We start from the raw sequence: 20,902 nt of genomic DNA on the forward strand, positions 1-20,902 counted from the left end.
TCCGGACGAAAAAAAGACCTGCATCGCTGCAGGCCTTTTTCAGGGGGCCAAGGCACTACCGGCGGAATCAGATCACCTGAACAATCGCCTTCACCACCGCTTCGATATTGCCCTGGTTCAACGACGCCACGCAGATACGACCGGTATCCAGGGCATAGATACCGAACTCGTTTTTCAGGCGGGCCACTTGCTCGACGGTCAGGCCGGAGTAGGAAAACATCCCACGCTGGCGACCGACGAAGCTGAAGTCACGCTTGGCACCGTGCTGGGCCAGCAGCTCGACCATCTGCATGCGCATGCCGCGAATGCGCAGGCGCATTTCGGCCAGTTCCGCTTCCCACTGAGCGCGCAGCTCAGGGCTGTTCAATACGCTCGCAACGATGGTTGCACCATGGGTCGGCGGGTTGGAGTAGTTGGTGCGGATCACCCGCTTGACCTGGGACAGGACGCGGGCGCTCTCTTCTTTCGATTCGCTGACGATCGACAGTGCACCGACACGCTCGCCATACAGCGAGAACGATTTGGAGAACGAGCTGGAGACGAAGAAGGTCAGGCCCGATTCGGCGAACAGACGCACGGCGGCGGCGTCTTCATCGATGCCATCGCCAAAGCCCTGGTACGCCATATCGAGGAACGGTACCAGGTCCTTGGACTTGACCAGGTTCAGCACGTCCTGCCAGTCGGCCGGGGTCAGGTCGACACCGGTCGGGTTGTGGCAGCAGGCGTGCAGCACGACAATGGACTTGGCTGGCAGCGCGTTGAGGTCTTCCAGCAGGCCGGCACGGTTCACACCGTTGCTTGCGGCATCGTAGTAGCGATAGTTCTGCACCGGGAAACCGGCGGCTTCGAACAGCGCGCGGTGATTTTCCCAGCTCGGGTCGCTGATGGCCACGGTGGCGTTCGGCAGCAGTTGCTTGAGGAAGTCGGCACCGATTTTCAGCGCACCGGTACCGCCCACTGCTTGGGTGGTGAGCACACGACCGGCGGCGATCAGCGGCGAATCCTGACCGAACAACAGGGTTTGCACGGCCTTGTCGTAGGCGGCAATACCGTCGATCGGCAAGTAGCCACGAGAGGCATGCTGAGCCGCGCGCTGGGTTTCGGCTTCGACAACGGCCCGCAACAGTGGAATTTTCCCACTTTCGTCACAGTAAACGCCGACCCCCAGATTGACCTTGTCGGTACGGGTATCGGCATTGAATGCTTCGTTGAGGCCCAGGATAGGATCGCGTGGTGCCATTTCGACAGCGGAGAACAGGCTCATTATTGCGGCGGCTCTGAATGGGGGGTGGAGGGGGTGACAACGCTCCGGCCGATTGCACTAGAGCGGTGCACAAACGGGGAGCTAGTATAGAGGCCATCACCGGTCAGGGCGACCAACTATTGTCGGAATGTGACAAGTTTTTTGATTTATTTACGGGACGCCCGTCCAATTGCAACAAGCCGTCCGCGTGACGTTTGCCTTGAAAGCTGTCATCCCGGGCACCATATCCAGCATTATCATGTTTTTTCCCTACGACATCGGTCGTAAGAGGTCTTTTCTCGTTTTCGCCGTGCCTGTCAGGCGGGAATGAACCCAGAGGTAGGTTATGTCCGAATTCCAGCTCGTCACCCGCTTCCAGCCCGCCGGCGACCAGCCCGAAGCCATCCGTCAGATGGTTGAGGGCATCGAAGCCGGCCTGGCGCACCAGACCCTGCTCGGGGTGACTGGCTCGGGCAAGACCTTCAGCATCGCCAACGTGATCGCCCAGGTGCAGCGCCCGACCCTGGTGCTGGCGCCGAACAAGACCCTGGCCGCGCAGTTGTACGGCGAGTTCAAGGCGTTTTTCCCGAACAACGCCGTGGAGTATTTCGTTTCCTACTACGACTACTACCAACCGGAAGCCTACGTGCCCTCCTCCGATACCTTTATCGAGAAGGATGCGTCGATCAACGACCATATCGAACAGATGCGCCTGTCGGCGACCAAAGCGCTGCTGGAGCGCAAGGACGCCATCATCGTCACCACGGTGTCCTGCATCTATGGCCTGGGCAGCCCGGAAACCTACTTGAAGATGGTCCTGCACGTGGACCGTGGCGACAAACTCGACCAGCGCGCCCTGCTGCGCCGCCTGGCCGACCTGCAGTACACCCGCAACGACATGGACTTCGCCCGCGCCACCTTCCGTGTGCGCGGCGACGTGATCGACGTCTACCCGGCCGAATCCGACCTGGAGGCGATCCGCATCGAGCTGTTCGACGACGAAGTGGAAAGCCTTTCGGCCTTCGACCCGCTGACCGGCGAAGTGATCCGCAAGCTGCCGCGCTTCACCTTCTACCCGAAAAGCCACTACGTGACGCCGCGGGAAACCCTGCTCGGCGCCATCGACGGGATCAAGGAGGAACTCAAGGAGCGCCTGGACTACCTGCGCGACAACAACAAGCTGGTGGAAGCCCAGCGCCTGGAGCAGCGTACCCGCTTCGACCTGGAAATGATCCTCGAACTGGGCTACTGCAACGGCATCGAAAACTACTCGCGCTACCTCTCCGGCCGCGCCTCCGGAGAGGCGCCGCCGACCCTCTACGACTACCTGCCGGCGGACTCACTGCTGGTGATCGACGAGTCCCACGTCAGCGTTCCGCAAGTCGGCGCCATGTACAAGGGCGACCGTTCGCGCAAGGAAACCCTGGTGGAATATGGCTTCCGCCTGCCCTCGGCGCTGGACAACCGGCCAATGCGCTTCGACGAATGGGAAGCGGTGAGCCCGCAGACCATTTTCGTCTCCGCCACCCCCGGCAACTACGAAGCCGAACACGCCGGCCGGGTCATCGAGCAGGTGGTTCGCCCCACCGGCCTGGTGGACCCGCAGGTGGAGATCCGTCCGGCGCTGACCCAGGTCGACGACCTGCTCTCGGAAATCAGCAAGCGCGTGGCCGTGGAAGAGCGCGTGCTGGTCACCACCCTGACCAAGCGCATGGCCGAAGACCTCACCGACTACCTTGCCGACCACGGCGTGCGGGTGCGTTACCTGCACTCGGACATCGACACCGTGGAGCGTGTGGAAATCATTCGTGACCTGCGTCTGGGCACCTTCGATGTGCTGGTGGGGATCAACCTGCTGCGCGAGGGCCTGGACATGCCCGAGGTGTCGCTGGTGGCGATCCTCGATGCGGACAAGGAAGGTTTCCTGCGCTCCGAGCGCTCGCTGATCCAGACCATCGGGCGGGCGGCGCGTAACCTCAACGGCCGGGCGATCCTCTATGCGGACCGCATCACCGGCTCCATGGAGCGGGCGATCGGCGAGACTGAGCGGCGGCGCGACAAGCAGATCGCCCACAACCTGGCCAACGGCATCACGCCCAAGGGCGTGTTCAAGGATGTCGCCGATATCATGGAAGGCGCCACCGTGCCCGGTTCGCGCAGCAAGAAACGCAAGGGCATGGCCAAGGCCGCCGAGGAAAACGCCCGCTACGAAAACGAACTGCGTTCGCCGAGCGAGATCAGCAAGCGTATCCGCCAGTTGGAAGAGAAGATGTACCAGTTGGCCCGCGACCTGGAGTTCGAGGCGGCGGCGCAGATGCGCGACGAGGTCACCAAGCTGCGCGAGCGTTTGTTGACCGTGTAGGAGCGAGCTTGCTCGCGATAATCGTCAACGATAATGCGGGGTACCTGATACCCCGTGGTGCCTGGGCTACCATCGCGAGCAAGCTCGCTCCTACAAGGGGGAGCGGTGCAATTGCGACGGGGTCAGTTCAGTAGCATCGCCAACAGCACCAGCGCCAGCAACCCGATGTAGATCCTGGCATGCAGACGATCCGGCAGGCGCCCGATCAACGGTGTCGCCAGGCGCATCCCCACCAGCGACCCAAGGATCAATACCGCGAACGCCAGCAGATCCACATAGCCGGCAAACCAGGGTCCAAGCCCCAGGGGCCGGAACCCGGCCAGTGCGACATAAGTCAGGGTCCCCACCACCGCCACCGGCACGCTCAATGGATTGGCCATGGCCGTCGCCAAGCTCATGCTCAGGCCGCTGCGCCGCAACAGCGGCACCGTCATGACGCTGCCACCGACACCGAGAAAGGTCGCCACGGCACCGATCAGCAGGCCACCGCCCACCGTGACGGAGGGCTTGAGCGGTTGCGCCGACAGCGTCGTGCCTGGCTGCATGAAACCGCGCCGCACCCAGCAATCGACAACAGTCACCGCCAGATAAGCAATAAACGCCCAACGCACCACCTCACTGCTGACCAGACTCGCCAGCACCGCCCCGAGCACCGAGCCAATCCCGATAAACCCCGCCAGCGGCCAGATATAGGCGCGCCGCAGATTACCGGCACGCCGGTGCTTGCCCGTGGCGGTCAGGGCATTGACGATCATCACGCAGGTCGAGGTCGCCACGGCGATCTGCATCGCCACAGCGCTGATCGCCGGGTCCGGGCTGCCACTCAAGGTCCAGTACAACAACGGCACCACCATGAAACCACCACCAAAACCGAACAGCACGCTGGTCACCCCAGCCAGCCCGCCAAACACTGCCAACAGCCCATAAAGCATCACGTCGGGTCCTTTCAGGAAGAGAGAAGCCCAACCTTAAGCAGCTGACACTTGGCGTGCTTGCGCAAGTCCGTCAATACTGTTTGCGTTTCGGCCAGATCAGCACTGCCATGCGCAATACCTCCCTAGCGCTATTCGATCACCTGCCCCAGGCCGTGATCGCCATCGGCACCGATTACCCCCACGGGTGCCTGCTGGCTCGCCACCAGCATCGCCGAGCGCAATTGCTCTATGGCGCCACGGGCGTGATGCATGTGCTCACTGATGGCGGCAACTGGATCGTCCCACCGCAGCGTGCGGTGTGGATTCCACCGGGTGTGCCCCATCAGGTGCTGATGCTCGGCGTCAGCACCCGCAGCCTGTACATCGAGCCCAGCGCCGTCAGCAACATGAGCCAGGCCTGCCAGGTGCTGGAAGTCTCGGCCCTGCTGCGGCAATTGCTGATCGCGGCGGTCGACATGCCGGTCGACTACGACGAGCAGGGCCACGATGGCGCGCTGATCACCCTGTTGCTGTATGAACTGGCCAGCGCCAATACCTTGCCGCTGCATATCCCGCTGCCCCAGGACCCGCGCCTGCTGCCGCTGTGCCAGGCCTTCGTCGAACAGCCGGATATCCGCCAGTCGCCCCAGGCCTGGGCGGATCGCCTGTACCTGAGCCTGCGCAGTTTCGGGCGCCTGTTCCAGGACCAGACCGCCCTGAGTTTCTCCCAATGGCGACAACGGGTCTGCGTGGTCCTGGCCCTGGCCCGGTTGAGCCAAGGCGAGTCGGTCACGCGGATTGCCCTGGACTTCGGCTACCAGAGCCCGGCAGCGTTTTCGACCATGTTCCGTCGCGTTCTCGGGCGATCTCCGAGCAGTTTCCTACAGACTTCGGATACCTTATGACGACACGTACGACAAGGACCCCGCCCATGCATATCCTCAACGCCAAGCTGCGTCACCGCGAAGGCCTGTATGACCTGCACCTGGAACATGCACGGATCGCGAGCATCACCCCGCAAACCGGCCCATTGACCGGCGGCCCGAACGACCTCGACGCCCAGGGCAACCTGATCGTCCCGCCTTTTGTCGAGCCGCATATCCACCTCGACGCCACCCTTACCGCCGGCGAGCCGCGCTGGAACATGAGTGGCACCCTGTTCGAAGGCATCGAGTGCTGGGGGGAGCGCAAGGCGACCATCACCCATGAAGACACCAAGACCCGCGCGAAAAAAACCATCCGCAGTCTCGCTGCCCATGGCATCCAGCATGTACGAACCCATGTCGACGTTACCGATCCAGAGCTGACCGCGCTCAAGGCCATGCTCGAGGTCCGCGAAGAAACCCGGCAGCTGATCGACCTGCAGATCGTCGCGTTTCCCCAGGAAGGCATCGAGTCCTATCGCAATGGCCGGGAACTGATGGTCGAGGCGATCAATCTCGGTGCCGATGTGGTGGGGGGTATTCCGCATTTCGAATACACCCGCGACCAGGGCGTGTCCTCGGTGAAATTCCTGATGGACCTGGCGGAAAAAACCGGCTGCCTGGTGGATGTGCATTGCGACGAAACCGACGATCCGCACTCGCGTTTCCTTGAAGTCCTGGCCGAAGAGGCCCGCAGTCGTGACATGGGTTCGCGGGTGACCGCCAGCCACACCACGGCCATGGGCTCCTACGACAACGCCTATTGCGCCAAGCTGTTCCGCTTGCTGAAGGCCTCGGGGATCAGCTTCGTATCCTGCCCCACCGAGAGCATTCACTTGCAGGGACGCTTCGATAACTTTCCGAAACGCCGGGGCGTGACCCGGGTGAACGAGTTGCTGGAAGCCGGGATGAATGTCTGTTTCGGCCAGGACTCGATCGTCGACCCGTGGTATCCGCTGGGCAACGGCAATATCCTGCGGGTGCTGGAAGCCGGGCTGCATATCTGCCATATGCTCGGTTATCGCACCTTGCAGAGCGCGCTGGACCTGGTCACCGACAACAGCGCCAAGGCCATGGCCCTGGGCGAACGCTACGGACTGGAAGTCGGGCGCCCGGCCAATCTGCTGATCCTCTCGGCGGACAGCGACTACGAGATGATCCGCAGCCAGGGCTTGCCGCTGTATTCGATCCGTGACGGCAAGGTCCTGGTGAAACGCGAGCCGGCGCAGTTGCAGTGGCAGGACCCGCGATGAAATTCGACAAGGCCTATTGCCTCAGCCTCGACGAAAAACTGACGATCTACGACGTCCGCGATCTGAATTTCGACGAGACGGTGGAGTTCGATTCAAGCCGGGAAAGCTTCCAGTGCCCGAACGATGCCTGCCGCGCCGCCTTCGACAGCAAAAACCGGCTGACCACCTACAACGCCAGCAACCCGCGCTTCAAACGGACCCCGCACTTCAAGAACATGCCCAGTACCCGGCACCTGGCGGACTGCCCTTACCTGAGTCCGGAAACCGCGGCGAGCGGGCTCGATGGGGAGCAGCCGTTGGACGAGATCGAAGGCGAACAGAACTTCCCCGTCGAACTGCTGCTGACCCGCCGGACTTACGCGCGCAAGGCGCCGACCGCCAGCGACAGCCGTGCGCCGCAGCCGACAGCGGACCCGGCGCCAGCGCCAGCGCCAGCGCCCAGCAGCATCCACGCCGCCGAGGAAGCCAAGGCGCCACCGAACCGCACCAGCGTGTTCGCTCATCCGGTGGAATGCTTCGTCTCCAACCACGCCAACAAGGACCTGCTCAAACGCATGCCCTTGACCATTGGCGAACTGAGCCTGAACTACAACGCCTTCTTCAAGAAAGTCGAATACTGCCAGGACCGCCCGGGCCTGATCTACTGGGGCCGGATCAAGGCAATCAAGGACTACAAGACCAGCTTCAGCGTGGTTTTCGACAAGCCGGTGTGGGCCGACAAGAAGCGCTATTCGATCAATGTCTACCTGAGCAAAAGCCTGATCGAGAACTACCGCCAGCGTACGGTGTTCCTGGAGGAGATCAACAGTGTCATCGATCAGGCTGAAGACCTGTATTGCTTCTTCTACGGCGTCACGCCGCAATTGAAGCAAGTGCCGAGCAAGAAACACCCCGACCAGACCTTCAGTGTGTTCAGTTGTGAAATCGACAATCTGGACCACTTCCTGATTCGCCAAGCACCAGGACTCGATGCCCCTTGAGCCGGCTCAGTCGGCCGCGCTGGAACGCGCGGTCGAGGCACCCGCCCACTGGTAGGTCTTATGCGCGGCACACCGGGTATCCCCGGCCACGGAGCGATCGAACACGAACTCGAACGTCACCGCCCCCTGATAATCCGTACGCACGATCCGGTTGACGTCGAGCAGATGCCAACTGCCATCCTGGCGCATGGCGTCCGGCGAGCGGTATTGGTCACTGGCCCGGACCACGCCCTGTTTATTCAAGGTATCCAGGTGAAAGTTCACATTGGCCTTGTTGCCGCCGCTCTGGCCGCTGCTGCGAACAATCCGGTAGCGCACCGCACTGACATCGAAATAAGCCGTGCTGCCGGCGGAGGCGAACACCACCCTGGCCTCAAGTTCACCTCGGAAGCGGCCCACCGAGCATGAAAAATAATCGGTGCGACTGCCCTCCAGCAGTTCCGCCGGACTCGACTCGACCGCGTCGGTACTGCTGGAGGGCGCCAATTTCTTATCGCTGATGGCCGGCTCAGGCACCACTTGAGCACAAGCCGAGCCGACGCTGAAAACCAGCCCGGCACACACCAGCGCACTGAATAAACCTTTAACTGCTCTCATCGTAAATTCCCTTTAAACGAGTCGGAAATTCGGCCCCGTTGTCACGGACCGATCAGGGCAAGGTGCTCGCCAGCCTTCAACCCTGCCAACCCATCAAGCCAAAACCGCCAAGGCCGGACAAGGGCAAAACAGGCCTGTGGAGAGGGTGTTTTTTCTGCTCATGGTGTCGGCAGCGAGCGCCGACCTTCAGGATTGACGCTGGGCCGCGCCAAACAGATGGACGCTCTGCAGCTCACCCTCCAGCCCCACCAGGCGAATCGGTGCCGTACCGCCCGGCATGCTGACCCGGACTTCGCCGGCCTCGACCCAACCGACCCGCCAGGCGGCACAGGCCACTGCGCTGGCGCTGGTGCCGGAAGACGCCGTCGGCCCTTCACCGCGTTCGAACACCCGGGCCTGCAAGTACCCCGGCGCCACCCGGGTCGCCCATTGCAGATTCAGCCCCGCCGCACAAGGCTCGCCAGTACCGACCGGTGGAGCGAAAGCAAGGCGCGTCAAGCCCGGCGCCAATGCCGGTTCGTCCATCTGCGCATTGCTCGGCAGCAACGCCACCTCGTCGACCAGGGTCACACAATGCGGATTGCCGATGCGCACGAACTGGCTGCGCTGCCAGGCCGCATTCAGGCTCGACAAGGCCGCGACATGGCTCAACGGACGGCCGTTCAATTCAGCCTCGCCGACACCCTGGGCCGCCACCGCCGCCGGACCGAACGCCGGTTTTCCCAGGTCCAGCCAGAAACCCGGCTGACCCTCGAGCTGCGCTGGCTCGACCGAGGTGACGAGCGGAGAGAGGCCGCCCGGCTGATCGTGATGGACCCTCAGCAGACAGCCGCCCTGGGCCGGCATCAAGCCTTGCTCGGTCAACGCCTGGGCGAAAATCGTCAAACCGTTGCCACTGCGCTCGGCCAGGGTGCCATCGGTATTGATGATCAACAGGTCGAATGGCGCTTCGCCCTGGAACGGCCCGACCAGCAAGCCGTCGGAGCGATGCTGTTTGCCACCTCGCGCCGGCGCCTGTGCTCCCCAACCACAGAGTGCCTCCACCGCCTCGGGCGCCCAGTCCTGGCGCCGCAACGCTGCCTGCGCGGCATTCGCCGGCACCTCCAGGCCCAGTCCGCGCACTTCGGCGGGACTCGCCACGGCATACATATTCCCGCGTGCGTCGTAAAACGTCGGCATACACCCTCTCAAGCCCAACACTCTATCCCAGGCATGTTGTTCACCTAAACCAACATTGACCGGCTGCTCCTACAGTAGACCGTGTTCGGCCTTTTCCTGAAGGTTTTTTCAGCGGATTGAACAGGTCTCAACGCACCAGGCACGGCCGCTTGTTGTTAAACGACCAGCCGGGAACCAGGAACTGCATCGCCACGGCATCGTCGCGGGCGCCGAGGCCCATGTTCTTGTAGCACTCATGGGCCTTGGCCAGCGCATCCATATCCAGCTCGATGCCCAACCCCGGCTTTTGCGGTACCTGGATAAAACCGTCGACAATCTGCAACGGGTCCTTGGTCAGGCCCTGGCCGTCCTGCCAGATCCAATGGGTGTCGATGGCGGTGATTTCACCCGGCGCGGCAGCGGCCACATGGGTGAACATCGCCAGGGAAATATCGAAGTGGTTGTTGGAATGCGAACCCCAGGTCAGGCCCCATTCATGGCACATCTGCGCAACCCGCACCGAACCCTGCATGGTCCAGAAATGCGGATCGGCCAAGGGAATGTCGACGGCGTGCAATTGAATCGCGTGGCCCATTTCCCGCCAATCGGTAGCGATCATATTGGTTGCCGTCGGCAGGCCGGTGGCCCGGCGGAACTCGGCCATGACTTCACGACCGGAGTAGCCATGCTCGGCACCGCAAGGGTCCTCGGCGTAGGCCAATACATGGTGCTGATCACGGCACAGGGCGATGGCCTCTTTCAGCGACCAGGCGCCGTTGGGATCGAGGGTGATCCGCGCCAGGGGAAAGCGCTCGGCCAGCGCCGTCACCGCCTCGATTTCCGCGGCGCCACTGAGCACGCCGCCCTTGAGCTTGAAGTCATTGAAGCCGTAACGCGCCTGGGCGGCTTCGGCCAGCTTGACGATGGCCTCGGGGGTCATTGCCTCTTCATGACGCAGGCGGAACCAGGCGTCATCGGCATCGGCTTCATGACGATAGGCCAGGTCGGTCTTGCCACGATCACCGATATAGAACAGATAACCCAGCACCTTCACCGCCTCGCGCTGCTGCCCCTCACCCAGCAGGGCCGCCACGGGCACCCCGAGGAACTGGCCGAGCAGGTCCAGCAACGCGGCTTCCAGTGCCGTCACCGCATGAATGGTGATCCGCAGATCAAAGGTCTGCTGGCCGCGACCGCCGGCATCGCGCTCGGCGAAAGTGCGGCGCACCGCGTTGAGCAGCTTTTGGTAGTTGCCGATGGACTGCCCCAGCAGCAACGAACCGGCATCTTCCAGGGTGGCGCGGATACGCTCGCCGCCGGGCACTTCACCAACGCCGGTGTGACCGCTGCTGTCAGTGATGATCACAATATTGCGGGTGAAAAACGGGCCATGGGCACCGCTCAGGTTCAGCAGCATGCTGTCGTGGCCGGCCACCGGAATGACCTGCAAGCGGGTGATGACAGGGGCCTGGCCGGCCGCGTGCAAAGTGTTTGTCGTCATGATTCGTACCTGTGTTCAACCGCAGTATTCAATGGGATTTGTTCAGAGCCGGGCGGACCGATCCTGGCAATGTGTGGGTCGATTTGGGCTGGGTGCGGGCAAAGAACACCAGGATCGCGGCGATCACCGAGGCCGCCGCCAGGCCGTACAAGCCGCCCTGGATCGAACCGGTGCGTTCCTCCAGCAAGCCGAAGGTGGCCGGGGCGACGAAGCCGCCGAGGTTGCCCGTGGAGTTGATCAGGGCGATCACCGCCGCCGCGATACGCGCATCCAGGTAGGCCTGGGGAATCGGCCAGAACAGCGACGACGCGGACTTGAAACCGATGGCCGCGAAGCACACCGCGACAAAGGCGAAGATCGGCCCGCCGGTGGTGGACATGAACATCCCCAACGCCGCGATCAGCAGTGCTGAGGCGACCCAGGCCTGCTGGTGTTTCCACTTGCCCGAGGCGGCCGCGAAGGTGTACATGGCGATGATCGAAATCAGCCAGGGAATCGAGTTGAAGAAACCCACCTGCAGGTCGCTGAGCGTACCCATCTTCTTGATGATGCTCGGTAGCCAGAAGGTGGCGGCATAGATGGTCAGCTGGATGCAGAAATACAGCACGCAGAACAACAGGATCTGGCGGTCCTTGAGCAAACTCCAGATCGACGGTTTGACCGGCATCGAGGCATCACGCAGCTGCTGTTCGTCTTCGATGACCTGTACCAGCAACTGTTGCTCGGCGACGCTCAACCACTTCGCATCCCTGGGCGTGGAGTCAAGCCAGAACCAGGTGAACCCGCAGAGCACCACCGACGCCAGGCCCTCAATGATGAACATCCACTGCCAGCCGTGCCAGCCGAAGCCTTCGATCTGCAACAGGGCCCCGGACAACGGGCCGGAAATCAGCGAGGCCACGGCCGAGCCGCTGAGGAAGATGGCAATTGCCTTGCCACGCTCAACCCCTGGCAGCCAGCGGGTGAAGTAGTAGATCACCCCGGGAAAGAAGCCGGCCTCGGCCACCCCCAGCAGGAAACGCAGGATATAGAAGTGGGTTTCGTTCTGGGCAAAAGCCATGGCCGTGGCCACCAGCCCCCAGGTGAACATGATGCGGGTCAGCCAGAGCCGTGCGCCGACCTTCTGCAAGAGGATGTTGGAGGGCACTTCGAACAGTGCATAACCGATAAAGAACAACCCGGCACCGAAACCGTAGGCCGCGGCGCCGATGCCCAGGTCATGTTCCAGATGCGTGCGCACAAAGCCGATGTTCACCCGGTCGATGTAGTTGACGATAAACATGATGACGAACAGCGGCAGCACATGCCGCTTGACCTTCGCTACGGCGACGGCCAGCAGGGAATCGCGCGCCGCTACTGCGGACGGATCTAGGGTGTTGTTCACGACAGGTCTCCCACGGGTTATTTTTGTGTGCGGGGTGCTGGATCAGCCGACCCAGTCAACAGTCATCATACAAGTAGAAAAATAACGCAACAAGTGCCACAGCCGCGTTTTATAGGCAGAAATCATCGACGGCGAACAAAAAACCTTCGCAGTAAATTTATATCTATTTGATTTATAAGTATTTTATTAAATTAAAAAAGTACCCAGTAGAAACACACAAAAAGGCTTGGGCACCGCCATTCTTTAGAAGGAGCGGCTTCTGACTTCAAGTTGTCATACATGATGACGGTCATCGCTACGCCACTTGTCAGACGAGTGTTAAGCTGTCCCCTCGCCCCTGCGTGACACGCCCATGAACACTGAAACCGCCCCCTCCGCGCCACGGCGCAAACGCAGCCCCAACCTGGCCCACGACCTGGTCGATCACCTGACCCAGCAGATTCGCCTGGGGCATTTGAAACCGGGCGACAAGCTGCCGTCGGAAAGCGCCATCGTCAGCGAGCACAAGGTCAGCCGCACGGTGGTGCGCGAAGCGATTTCCAAATTGCAGGCGGCGGGTTGGGTGGAAACCCACCATGGGGTCGGCAGCTTCGTGCTGGAGCGCCAGGAGCCCCACGGCTTGCGCCTGAATGTGGAAACCGCGCTGAGCGTGCGCGACCTGCTGGAACTGCGCCTGGGCCTGGAAACCCAGGCGGCGGCGCTGGCGGCGCGACGGCGCAGCGACGAGCATCTCAAGCAGATGCGCGCGGCGCTGGACGAATATCGAAGCCTGTTGGCCAACAACGACAGTTGCGTGGCGGCCGACCAGCGTTTTCATCTGCTGATCGCCGAAGCCACCGGCAATGCCTACTTTTCCGAGATCTTGCTGCACCTGGGCAGCTCGATGATTCCGCGTACCCGGGTGCCGGGTGCGGAGCGCGGTGATGCCGACCTGGCGCAACTGGGCCAGTTAGCCAGCCTGGAGCACGAGGCGATCCTCAACGCCATCCGCCGCCAGGACCCGGATGCAGCGCGGGCGGCGATGTGGACGCACCTGAGCAATAGCCGCGAGCGGTTTTCCCGCGAATAACACGCCGAGTTCTGTAGGAGCCAGCTTGCTGGCGATCAGCCGACAGGCTGGGATTTTGGCGGTGCCGCGAAGATCGCCATCGCCAGCAAGCTGGCTCCTACAGGTTTCGGTCGTGCACGACAGTCCTCAATCCTTACCACGCACCATGCTTTGCAACACCCCATCCCGGCGAATCCAGCCATGGAACAACGCCGCCGCCAGGTGCATCAATACCGTCAGGAACAGCAGATACGCCAGGTACCCATGAGCCTTGCGCAACAAGGCAAAGGTCGTCGGATTGGCCGAGACGATCGCCGGCAACTGCAGCGAACGACTCAACATCACCGGATCCCCCGCGGCCGAAATCATCGCCCAACCCAGCAGCGGCAACGCCAACATCAAGGCATACAGCAGCACATGGGAGAGCTTAGCCGCCAGCACCTGCCAACCCGGCAAGTTATTCGGCAGCGGCGGCTGGCGGGTACTGAAACGCACCACCAGACGCACCACCACCAACAGCAGGATCGCCATCCCCAGCGGCTTGTGCAGGTGCAGCAACCACTCATGCCGCTCGGACACCGAGGCCACCATACCGGCACCGATAAACAGCATCGCCAGGATCATCAGCGCCATCAACCAATGCAGCAGGCGCGCCAAGGGCGCAAAGTGATTCGAAGAGGCGCTCATGGACGGGTCTCCTGTGACGAATGGGCAGCGGGCAAGGCGCCGACTTCGCTGGTGCGACGCAGATAGGAACTGGCATAAGCCGCCGAACGCGCCGCCAGCAGGGGATCGGCCGAGGCCTCGAGGCCGCTCGGCAGGACCAGCGGGTCGTAATTGATATCACGGCAATCGCCATCGTCCTGGGGCTGGGTGCTTTCCAGCACCAGCGTACCGGCGTTGAGCACCTTGTGTTCGCCGGTCCATTGCCGGCTGGCATCGTCCGTCGGATCACCCGGGTTGGCCAGGGTCAGGCGCAGCTGCCATTTCAACGGCCCGGCCGCCAGGCGCTGGGCCAGGTCCTGGGCCAGGAAGTCGGCACCGTCCGGCGCCGTCCCCCCCGCAGCATCCTGGCTCAGCGGCACCAACCCCCAACGCACGGCCTGGCGCTGACCGGCCGCATCGACCAGGTAGAAGGCATTCAGGCCGTTGTAGCTTTCGGTGGCATAGCTGGCCGACGGCTTGGCGGTCTTGACCCATTGCAGGAACGGCGCGGTTTCCGGATGGCTGGCGAAGAACGCCGCCATGGCCGCCGGGTTCGGCTTGCCGGTGCTCGGGTCGGGGGAAGCCGCCTTGAGCTGCTGGAAGAACGCCTCGGGCGTACCCACCGGAAACACCGGCATGCTGTTCATCCCGGTACGCCATTGCTGGCCGTTGGCCTGGGTGAAACGCAAGCCGAGACTGCGAATCGGTACGCTGCTGTCCGGCGCATAGGGATTTCCGCTGGGCAAGGCGAAGCGTCCTTCCACCGGCACGCTGCCTTCGCGAAAGACCTGGGCGGTGGAATAGGCACGCGCGGCATCGCTGCTTTCAAAATACCCGGCCACGCACACGCCCTTGGCATGATTGCGCCTGAAACCGGCATGCAGGCCGTTGTTTTTCTCGAAGGTATTGACGATGCGCCCGGGCGTCAGACGCCCCGGATCGAGCCGACCGCTGACATAGGCAAAAGCCCCGACCAGGGCGGCGACCACGGCGGCAATGCCGGCCAGGCGCAAGACCTTGCTCGACCCACTGAGGGGCGGTGGTGTGTGATCTACCATGAAAAAACTCCAGGGCCTCAGGCGGCCACAGGGTGAAGGAGCTATAAGACGAAGGCCGGTCCGGTTTATTCCAGACGCTCCGATTTATTTTTTCGAATGTTTATTTTCCGACCGCTGGAATAACCTTCGAGGCCAGGCGTCTTGCTAGTCCAGGCGTAGTGACTGGTTAAGAGCCCGCAGGATTCCATGAACGATCTCGATGAGCAGTTACGTGAACTGATCCCCCGGATGCGGCGCTTCGCCGTGTCGCTGACACGCAATCCCAGCAGCGCCGACGACCTGGTCCAAGCCAGCCTGGAGCGGGCTCTGTCCAGTTGGGGCAACAAGCGTGCGGAAAGCGACCTGCGGGCCTGGCTGTTCTCGATCCTGTATCGCCAATTCATCGACGCCCACCGTCGCGGCAAACGCTATGCGCGGATGCTCGAGTTTTTTACCGGCCGCGACGACGCCCAGCCCTCGGTGGAACGCACGGTGGTGGCCCAGTCGACCCTGGAAGCCTTCGAGCGGCTGCCCACCGAACAACGGGCGTTGTTGCTCTGGGTCTCGGTGGAAGGTTTGAGTTATAAGGAAGTCGCCGAGATTCTCGACGTCCCCACCGGCACCGTGATGTCGCGTCTGTCCCGCGCCCGACAGGCCCTGCGCCAGCTCAGCGAAGGCGAAATCACCAGCCCCTCCCTGCGGATATTGAAATGATCACTATTCCCCCAAGCGAACGCGACCTGCACGCCTACGTCGATCATCAGCTCAGCGACGCCGACCGGCAGCTGCTGGAGACGTACCTGGCGACCCACCCGGAGCTGGCCGAGCAGGTCCGCGACTGGCAGCGTGATGCCCAGCACCTGCGAGCGGCCCTGGGCGGCGCCTTGCAGATACCGGCGAACCCGGCGCTGGACCCGAGCGTGATTCGCCGACGCCTGCGCGGTCAGTCCCGTCGCCACCTGGCCAGTGCCGCGATGTTGCTGATTGCCGTGAGCCTCGGCGGTGTCAGCGGCTGGCAGGCTCGGCAAATGACCCTCCCGCTGCCCGCGCCGATGGCCGATGCGGTGCAGGCCTATCGCATGTTCGCCACCCAGGACAGCCTGCCGGCGGACTTCAAGGTCGAGCAGAGTGGCGACCTGCAAGGCTGGCTCGACCGTTACTTTACCCAGGCCAACCGCCTGCCGAACTTGCAGGATGCCGGATTCAAGCCGGTCAGCGCGCGCTTGCTGAGCACCGAGCAGGGCGCGGCGGCGATGGTTTTGTATGAGAACCCGCAAGGGCAGCGGATCAGCTACTACGTACGGCCGCCGGGGCCGCAGAACCATCTGCTGGAACGCGGTGGGCGGCGTGATGGCGAGTTGCAGGCCGAGTACTGGTCCGGCAGCGGCTACAACTACGCGATGGTGACCCCAGCGGACAGTCCGGCGGCGCAGTTGCTGCGGCAGACCACGCGGTTCTAGGGGCTGAGGCTTTCGCTGTTCTTGAGGGCCTCTTCGCGGGCAAGCTCCGCTCCCACAGGATCTCCGTTGTACACGGATTTTGAGTACGACTCCGATATTGTGGGAGCGGAGCTTGCCCGCGAAGAGGCCCTTGAGTTCACCCAAGAACTACCAAGCAGAGCCCCCTACGGTGCAGCACCAAATATCTGCGACGGCCGCCGCAACAACGGATCAAACGGATTGATCCGCGGCCCGACCGCCGCGGCCTCGCGCTTGAGCAACTCCACCACCGTCGGCAAGCGATCCGGCCCCAGGCGGTCGCTGATGGTGGCAACACTCAACGCCGCCACCGCCCGCCCCTCGCGATCCAGAATCGGTACCGCGACCCCGGCCATGCCCTGCAACACCCCAGTGTTACGACCGGCATAGCCGAGCTTGCGTACATTCTCCACTTCCGAACGCAGCAGCACTTCGTCATACAGATGGAAATCCCGCAGCCGCGGCAGGTTGTAACGAATCACCGTTTCCCGCTCCTCTTCCGGCAGGAAGGCGAGGATCGCCAGGCTGCCCTGCCCCACGCCCAGGGCCACGCGGCCACCGATATCGCCGGTAAAGGTGCGAATCGGAAACGGCCCTTCGCTACGGTCCAGGCAGATCGCATCGAAACCGCTGCGAGCCAGGAGGAACAGCGAATCCCCCAATGACGCCGACAAGCGCAACAACGCCGGGCGCACCAGTTCGCGCAGATTACCGGTCTGCCCGGCCCGGGCCGCGAGGGCAAAAAAATCCAGGCTCAGGCGATAGCGTTTGCTGCGCCCGTCCTGCTCGACCATGCCCTCGTCCACCAGGCTGCGCAGCAGCCGATGCGTGGTCGGCTGGGACAAACCGACCCGCTCGGCCAACTGGGTCACCCGTTCGCCGCCCTCCGGTGTCTCCCCCAGGCTGCGCAACACGGCAAACAGCCGCGACACCGCACTGACACCGACTTCATTTTTCTTGTCATTCCGCTCAGTGGAATCCATTGATGCTTTTCTCATCTAGAAATTTATTCAATGAATGAAAATGAAAATAATCATTCCACCAGTGAAATTCACCCTTTCGCACATCCTAGGCTTCGTCCTACTCTGCGTCCACAAGGGGCGATTCGAACAACATCGGTAGCCGACACAAGTCGAGCACCACGTACCCCGGCAATACCCTTTCGTCTCTGCCCATGACAAAAAAAGTGCGCCCCGGCGTGCACAACAACACACAGGTGGAACGCAGTTATGGCTTTTCTACGACTTGAAGGCGTGTGCAAGCGGTATGGCGAGATCGATGCCGTGGTCGCCACGCATCTCTCGGTGGACAAGGGCGAGTTCGTCTCGCTGCTCGGCCCCTCCGGTTGCGGCAAGACCACGACCCTGCAAATGATCGCGGGTTTCGTCGAAGTCAGCGCCGGCGCGATTATTCTCGACAACCGCGATATCACCCACGCCAAGCCCAGCAGTCGCGGCCTCGGCGTGGTGTTCCAGAGCTACGCACTGTTTCCCCATATGAGTGTCGAGGACAACGTCGCTTTCGGCCTGCGCATGCGCAAGGTGCCGGCCGCCGAAGTGCGCAAACGGGTGGCGACAGTGCTGCAACTGGTGCGTCTGCACCAGCACGCCGAACGTTATCCACGCGAACTGTCCGGTGGTCAGCGCCAGCGGGTCGCCCTCGCCCGCGCCCTGGTGATCGAACCGCCGGTGCTGTTGCTCGACGAACCGCTGTCCAACCTCGACGCCAATCTGCGCGAAGAGATGCAGTTCGAGATTCGCCGTATTCAGCGCGAAGTCGGTATCACCACGCTGATGGTCACCCACGATCAGGCCGAAGCGCTGTCCATCAGCGACCGCGTGGTGGTGATGCAGGCCGGGCGCATCACCCAGATCGACGAGCCCTATAAGCTCTACGAACACCCGCGCACCCGGTTCATCTCCGGCTTCGTCGGCAAGGCCAACCTGCTGCCGGGGGACCGCGATGCCAGCGGTTGCCCGCAAGTCCGTCAACTGCCGGGCAACGGGGAATTGACCCTGAGCCTGCGCCCGGAAAAGATCGACCTGCTGGCCGCCGGCAGCGGTCGTTTGCCCGGCAAAATCCTCAGCCGCTTCTTTCTCGGTAGCCAGTGGCTGTACCGGATCGATACCGCTGTCGGCGAGCTCACGGTGGTGCGCCGCAATGACGGTGCGGCGCCACTGAACGAAGGCACGACAGTGGGCCTGGATTGGCCGGCCGAGCTGCTGCGGGTGCTGGAGCACAGCGAGGTGCCGGCATGAGCCTGCTCGCGCGGATGCGCCAGGGACGCCGCGGTTACCTGCTCTCGGCGCCGGCCCTGCTGCTCTACCTCGGCCTGCTGATCCTGCCGCTGGGCCTGACCGCGGTGCTGTCGTTCAACGTCTTCGATTACCAGACCGGGGTCAAAAGCGACGCCTACACCCTGGAACACTACGGCGTGCTGTTCAGCGATCCGTATTTCTATGAAATTTTCCTGCGGACTTTCTGGATCAGCGGCCTGACCACCCTGCTCTGCGTGCTGATCGGGGTGCCCGAAGCCTACATCCTCAGTCGCATGGGCACGCCCTGGCGCTCGATCTTCCTGATCCTGATTCTCACCCCGCTGTTGATTTCGGTGGTGGTCCGGGCTTTCGGCTGGAGCCTTCTGCTGGGTGCCGACGGCTTGGTCAACCAAAGCCTGCAAGCCTTTGGCCTGGCACCGATGAAGCTGCTCTACACGCCGTTCGCGGTAGTGGTCGCCCTGGTCCACGTGATGTTGCCGTTCATGATCATCCCGGTCTGGACCTCGTTGCAAAAACTCGACCCGGCCGCCGAACAGGCCGCACTGTCCCTCGGTGCCAGCCACGCCAAGGTGATGCACCTGGTGGTGTTGCCGCAGGTCATGCCCGGAGTGCTGTCCGGCACGCTGATCGTGTTCGGCCTGTCCGCCAGTTCCTTCGCGATTCCCGGCCTGCTCGGCGGACGCCGCCTGAAGATGGTCGCGACCCTGGTCTACGACCAGTACCTCTCGGAACTCAACTGGCCGATGGGCGCGGCGATTGCCGTGGTGCTGTTGCTGCTCAACCTGCTGATCATGCTGTCGTGGAATCGGATGATCGAACGTCGTTACAAAAAATCCCTGGGGGCCGCGTAAATGTCCAGAAACGGCCCGTTGGCCCTGCTGTTCCACAGCCTGATCGTGGTGTTCATGCTGGCGCCACTGGTGGTGGTGTGCCTGGTGGCCTTCACCCCGGAAAACACCCTGAGCCTGCCGACCACGGACTTCTCATTGCGCTGGTTCCGCGCGGTGTTCGAGCGCGCGGACTTTGTCCAGGCGTTCTACAACAGCCTGATCCTGGCGTTCAGCGCCGCCAGCCTGGCGACCCTGATCGCGGTTCCGGCGGCCCTGGCGATGACCCGTCATCAGTTTCCCGGGCGGGACTTTCTCAATGGCCTGTTTCTCTCGCCGATCATCATCCCGCACCTGGTGCTCGGGGTTGCGTTGTTGCGCCTGTTCGCCCTGATGGGGGTCAACGGCAGCTTCGCCTGGCTGATCGGCGCCCATGTGCTGGTGATCACCCCCTATGTGCTGCGGCTGGTATTGGCCGCCGCCATTGGCATGGACCGCAGCGCCGAACAGGCTGCCGAATCCCTCGGTGCCGGGCGCTTCACCCTGTTCCGCCAGATCACCCTGCCGATGATCCTGCCTGGCGTGGCCGGCGGTTGGCTGCTGGCGTTTATCAACAGCTTCGACGAAGTGACGCTGTCGATTTTCGTCACCTCCCCCGCGACCCAGACCCTGCCGGTGCGCATGTACGTGTACGCCACCGAATCCATCGACCCGATGATGGCGGCGGTCTCGGCCCTGGTGATCGCGCTGACCGCGCTGACGATGATTCTGCTCGACCGGGTCTATGGCCTGGACCGGGTACTGGTAGGCAAACAATGAGGCCGACATGGCACTGCTGAAACGACTGGCCGAAGGCGACCGCCCGGCCCTGGACTTTACCCTCGACGGCGAACCGGCCAGCGGTCTGCAGGGCGATACCCTGCTCACCGCGCTGCTGACCACCGGGGAATACCTGCGCCACAGCGACTTTGGCGGCGAGCCCCGTGCCGGGTTCTGCCTGATGGGCGCCTGTCAGGATTGCTGGGTCAGGCTGGCCGACGGGCGTCGGGTGCGCGCCTGCTCGACGATGCTCGAAGCCGGACAGCAGGTCCGTCGAGAAGGGAGAAACACGCCATGACGTACGCAAAATCCAACCCTGTAGGAGCGAGCTTGCTCGCGATGAACCCAAGGGCACCGCGACTATCCGGATCCCCCGCGTTTTCGTTGACGCCCA

20 protein-coding genes are annotated in these 20,902 nt (G+C 62.7%); 11 read left to right on the forward strand and 9 right to left on the reverse strand.

Translation table 11 applies throughout. The features are described 5' to 3' along the window. Positions 1–67: 67 nt before the first annotated feature. Complete coding sequence (locus AC07VG_RS19735) at positions 68–1,264, reverse strand: amino acid aminotransferase (protein WP_495021724.1); 1,197 nt, start codon at positions 1,262–1,264, stop codon at positions 68–70. Positions 1,265–1,589: 325 nt separating this feature from the next. On the opposite strand from AC07VG_RS19735, the gene uvrB reads away from it, so the two are divergent. Beyond that, a complete protein-coding gene (uvrB, locus tag AC07VG_RS19740) occupies positions 1,590–3,605 on the forward strand; it encodes an excinuclease ABC subunit UvrB (protein ID WP_495002650.1) in 2,016 nt (671 codons plus the stop codon). Positions 3,606–3,727: 122 nt separating this feature from the next. Here uvrB and AC07VG_RS19745 read toward each other — a convergent pair whose 3' ends face one another. Then, entirely contained in the window at positions 3,728–4,537 is an 810-nt protein-coding gene (locus AC07VG_RS19745; protein ID WP_495002651.1) for a sulfite exporter TauE/SafE family protein, read from the reverse strand. A gap of 110 nt (positions 4,538–4,647) precedes the next feature. Here AC07VG_RS19745 and AC07VG_RS19750 point away from each other — a divergent pair, with 110 nt between their 5' ends. The 3 genes from AC07VG_RS19750 to AC07VG_RS19760 are packed head-to-tail and all read left to right on the forward strand — an operon-like array spanning position 4,648 to position 7,675. Next, positions 4,648–5,424 carry an AraC family transcriptional regulator gene (locus AC07VG_RS19750; protein ID WP_495002652.1) on the forward strand — a complete coding sequence of 259 codons (777 nt, stop codon included), beginning with the start codon at positions 4,648–4,650 and terminating at the stop codon, positions 5,422–5,424. 26 nt (positions 5,425–5,450) lie between these two features. Then, positions 5,451–6,695: a cytosine deaminase gene (codA, locus tag AC07VG_RS19755; RefSeq protein ID WP_495002653.1), complete on the forward strand. Its 1,245-nt coding sequence runs from the start codon at positions 5,451–5,453 to the stop codon at positions 6,693–6,695. Then, positions 6,692–7,675: a hypothetical protein gene (locus AC07VG_RS19760; RefSeq protein ID WP_495021725.1), complete on the forward strand. Its 984-nt coding sequence runs from the start codon at positions 6,692–6,694 to the stop codon at positions 7,673–7,675. Before codA ends, AC07VG_RS19760 begins: the two co-directional genes overlap by 4 nt. Positions 7,676–7,681: 6 nt before the next feature. Here AC07VG_RS19760 and AC07VG_RS19765 read toward each other — a convergent pair whose 3' ends face one another. From AC07VG_RS19765 to AC07VG_RS19780, 4 genes are all read right to left on the reverse strand, one after another. Beyond that, on the reverse strand, positions 7,682–8,272 hold the full coding sequence (locus AC07VG_RS19765; protein WP_495002655.1) for a hypothetical protein: 591 nt from the start codon (positions 8,270–8,272) through the stop codon (positions 7,682–7,684). A gap of 186 nt (positions 8,273–8,458) precedes the next feature. After that, a complete protein-coding gene (locus AC07VG_RS19770; protein ID WP_495002656.1) occupies positions 8,459–9,451 on the reverse strand; it encodes a diaminopimelate epimerase in 993 nt (330 codons plus the stop codon). 127 nt (positions 9,452–9,578) lie between these two features. After that, positions 9,579–10,931, reverse strand: coding sequence for a glucarate dehydratase (gudD, locus tag AC07VG_RS19775; protein WP_495002657.1), 1,353 nt, complete (start codon positions 10,929–10,931; stop codon positions 9,579–9,581). Positions 10,932–10,959: 28 nt separating this feature from the next. Continuing rightward, positions 10,960–12,315 carry an MFS transporter gene (locus AC07VG_RS19780; protein ID WP_495002658.1) on the reverse strand — a complete coding sequence of 452 codons (1,356 nt, stop codon included), beginning with the start codon at positions 12,313–12,315 and terminating at the stop codon, positions 10,960–10,962. A 352-nt stretch (positions 12,316–12,667) separates the two neighbouring features. On the opposite strand from AC07VG_RS19780, the gene AC07VG_RS19785 reads away from it, so the two are divergent. Further along, positions 12,668–13,384 carry a FadR/GntR family transcriptional regulator gene (locus AC07VG_RS19785; RefSeq protein WP_495002659.1) on the forward strand — a complete coding sequence of 239 codons (717 nt, stop codon included), beginning with the start codon at positions 12,668–12,670 and terminating at the stop codon, positions 13,382–13,384. A gap of 126 nt (positions 13,385–13,510) precedes the next feature. Here the strand turns inward: AC07VG_RS19785 and AC07VG_RS19790 are convergent, their stop codons facing one another. Then, on the reverse strand, positions 13,511–14,050 hold the full coding sequence (locus AC07VG_RS19790) for a cytochrome b (protein ID WP_495002660.1): 540 nt from the start codon (positions 14,048–14,050) through the stop codon (positions 13,511–13,513). Beyond that, complete coding sequence (locus tag AC07VG_RS19795; protein ID WP_495021726.1) at positions 14,047–15,126, reverse strand: catalase family peroxidase; 1,080 nt, start codon at positions 15,124–15,126, stop codon at positions 14,047–14,049. Before AC07VG_RS19795 ends, AC07VG_RS19790 begins: the two co-directional genes overlap by 4 nt. A gap of 186 nt (positions 15,127–15,312) precedes the next feature. On the opposite strand from AC07VG_RS19795, the gene AC07VG_RS19800 reads away from it, so the two are divergent. After that, on the forward strand, positions 15,313–15,819 hold the full coding sequence (locus AC07VG_RS19800) for an RNA polymerase sigma factor (RefSeq protein WP_495021727.1): 507 nt from the start codon (positions 15,313–15,315) through the stop codon (positions 15,817–15,819). Further along, on the forward strand, positions 15,816–16,565 hold the full coding sequence (locus tag AC07VG_RS19805; RefSeq protein WP_495002663.1) for an anti-sigma factor family protein: 750 nt from the start codon (positions 15,816–15,818) through the stop codon (positions 16,563–16,565). Before AC07VG_RS19800 ends, AC07VG_RS19805 begins: the two co-directional genes overlap by 4 nt. A 164-nt stretch (positions 16,566–16,729) precedes the next feature. Here the strand turns inward: AC07VG_RS19805 and AC07VG_RS19810 are convergent, their stop codons facing one another. Further along, positions 16,730–17,566: an IclR family transcriptional regulator gene (locus AC07VG_RS19810; RefSeq protein WP_495021728.1), complete on the reverse strand. Its 837-nt coding sequence runs from the start codon at positions 17,564–17,566 to the stop codon at positions 16,730–16,732. A gap of 246 nt (positions 17,567–17,812) precedes the next feature. Here AC07VG_RS19810 and AC07VG_RS19815 point away from each other — a divergent pair, with 246 nt between their 5' ends. From AC07VG_RS19815 to AC07VG_RS19830, 4 genes are read left to right on the forward strand one after another with little or no spacing between them, the layout of a single operon-like run. Then, positions 17,813–18,841 (forward strand): ABC transporter ATP-binding protein, encoded by a 1,029-nt coding sequence (locus AC07VG_RS19815; RefSeq protein WP_495002665.1) that lies wholly within the window; start codon positions 17,813–17,815, stop codon positions 18,839–18,841. Then, the gene (locus AC07VG_RS19820) at positions 18,838–19,713 is read left to right on the forward strand and encodes an ABC transporter permease (protein WP_495002666.1); all 876 of its coding nucleotides are present in this window, start codon (positions 18,838–18,840) and stop codon (positions 19,711–19,713) included. The genes AC07VG_RS19815 and AC07VG_RS19820 overlap by 4 nt, the downstream gene beginning before the upstream one ends. After that, positions 19,714–20,508 (forward strand): ABC transporter permease, encoded by a 795-nt coding sequence (locus AC07VG_RS19825; protein ID WP_248797520.1) that lies wholly within the window; start codon positions 19,714–19,716, stop codon positions 20,506–20,508. It begins immediately after the preceding gene. Between the two features lie 7 nt (positions 20,509–20,515). After that, positions 20,516–20,806, forward strand: a complete 291-nt coding sequence (locus AC07VG_RS19830; protein ID WP_495002667.1) for a (2Fe-2S)-binding protein — start codon at positions 20,516–20,518, stop codon at positions 20,804–20,806. The last annotated feature ends 96 nt before the right edge of the window (positions 20,807–20,902 follow it).

The sequence above is a fragment of the Pseudomonas sp. GW821-FHT03C07 genome, assembly GCF_059420925.1.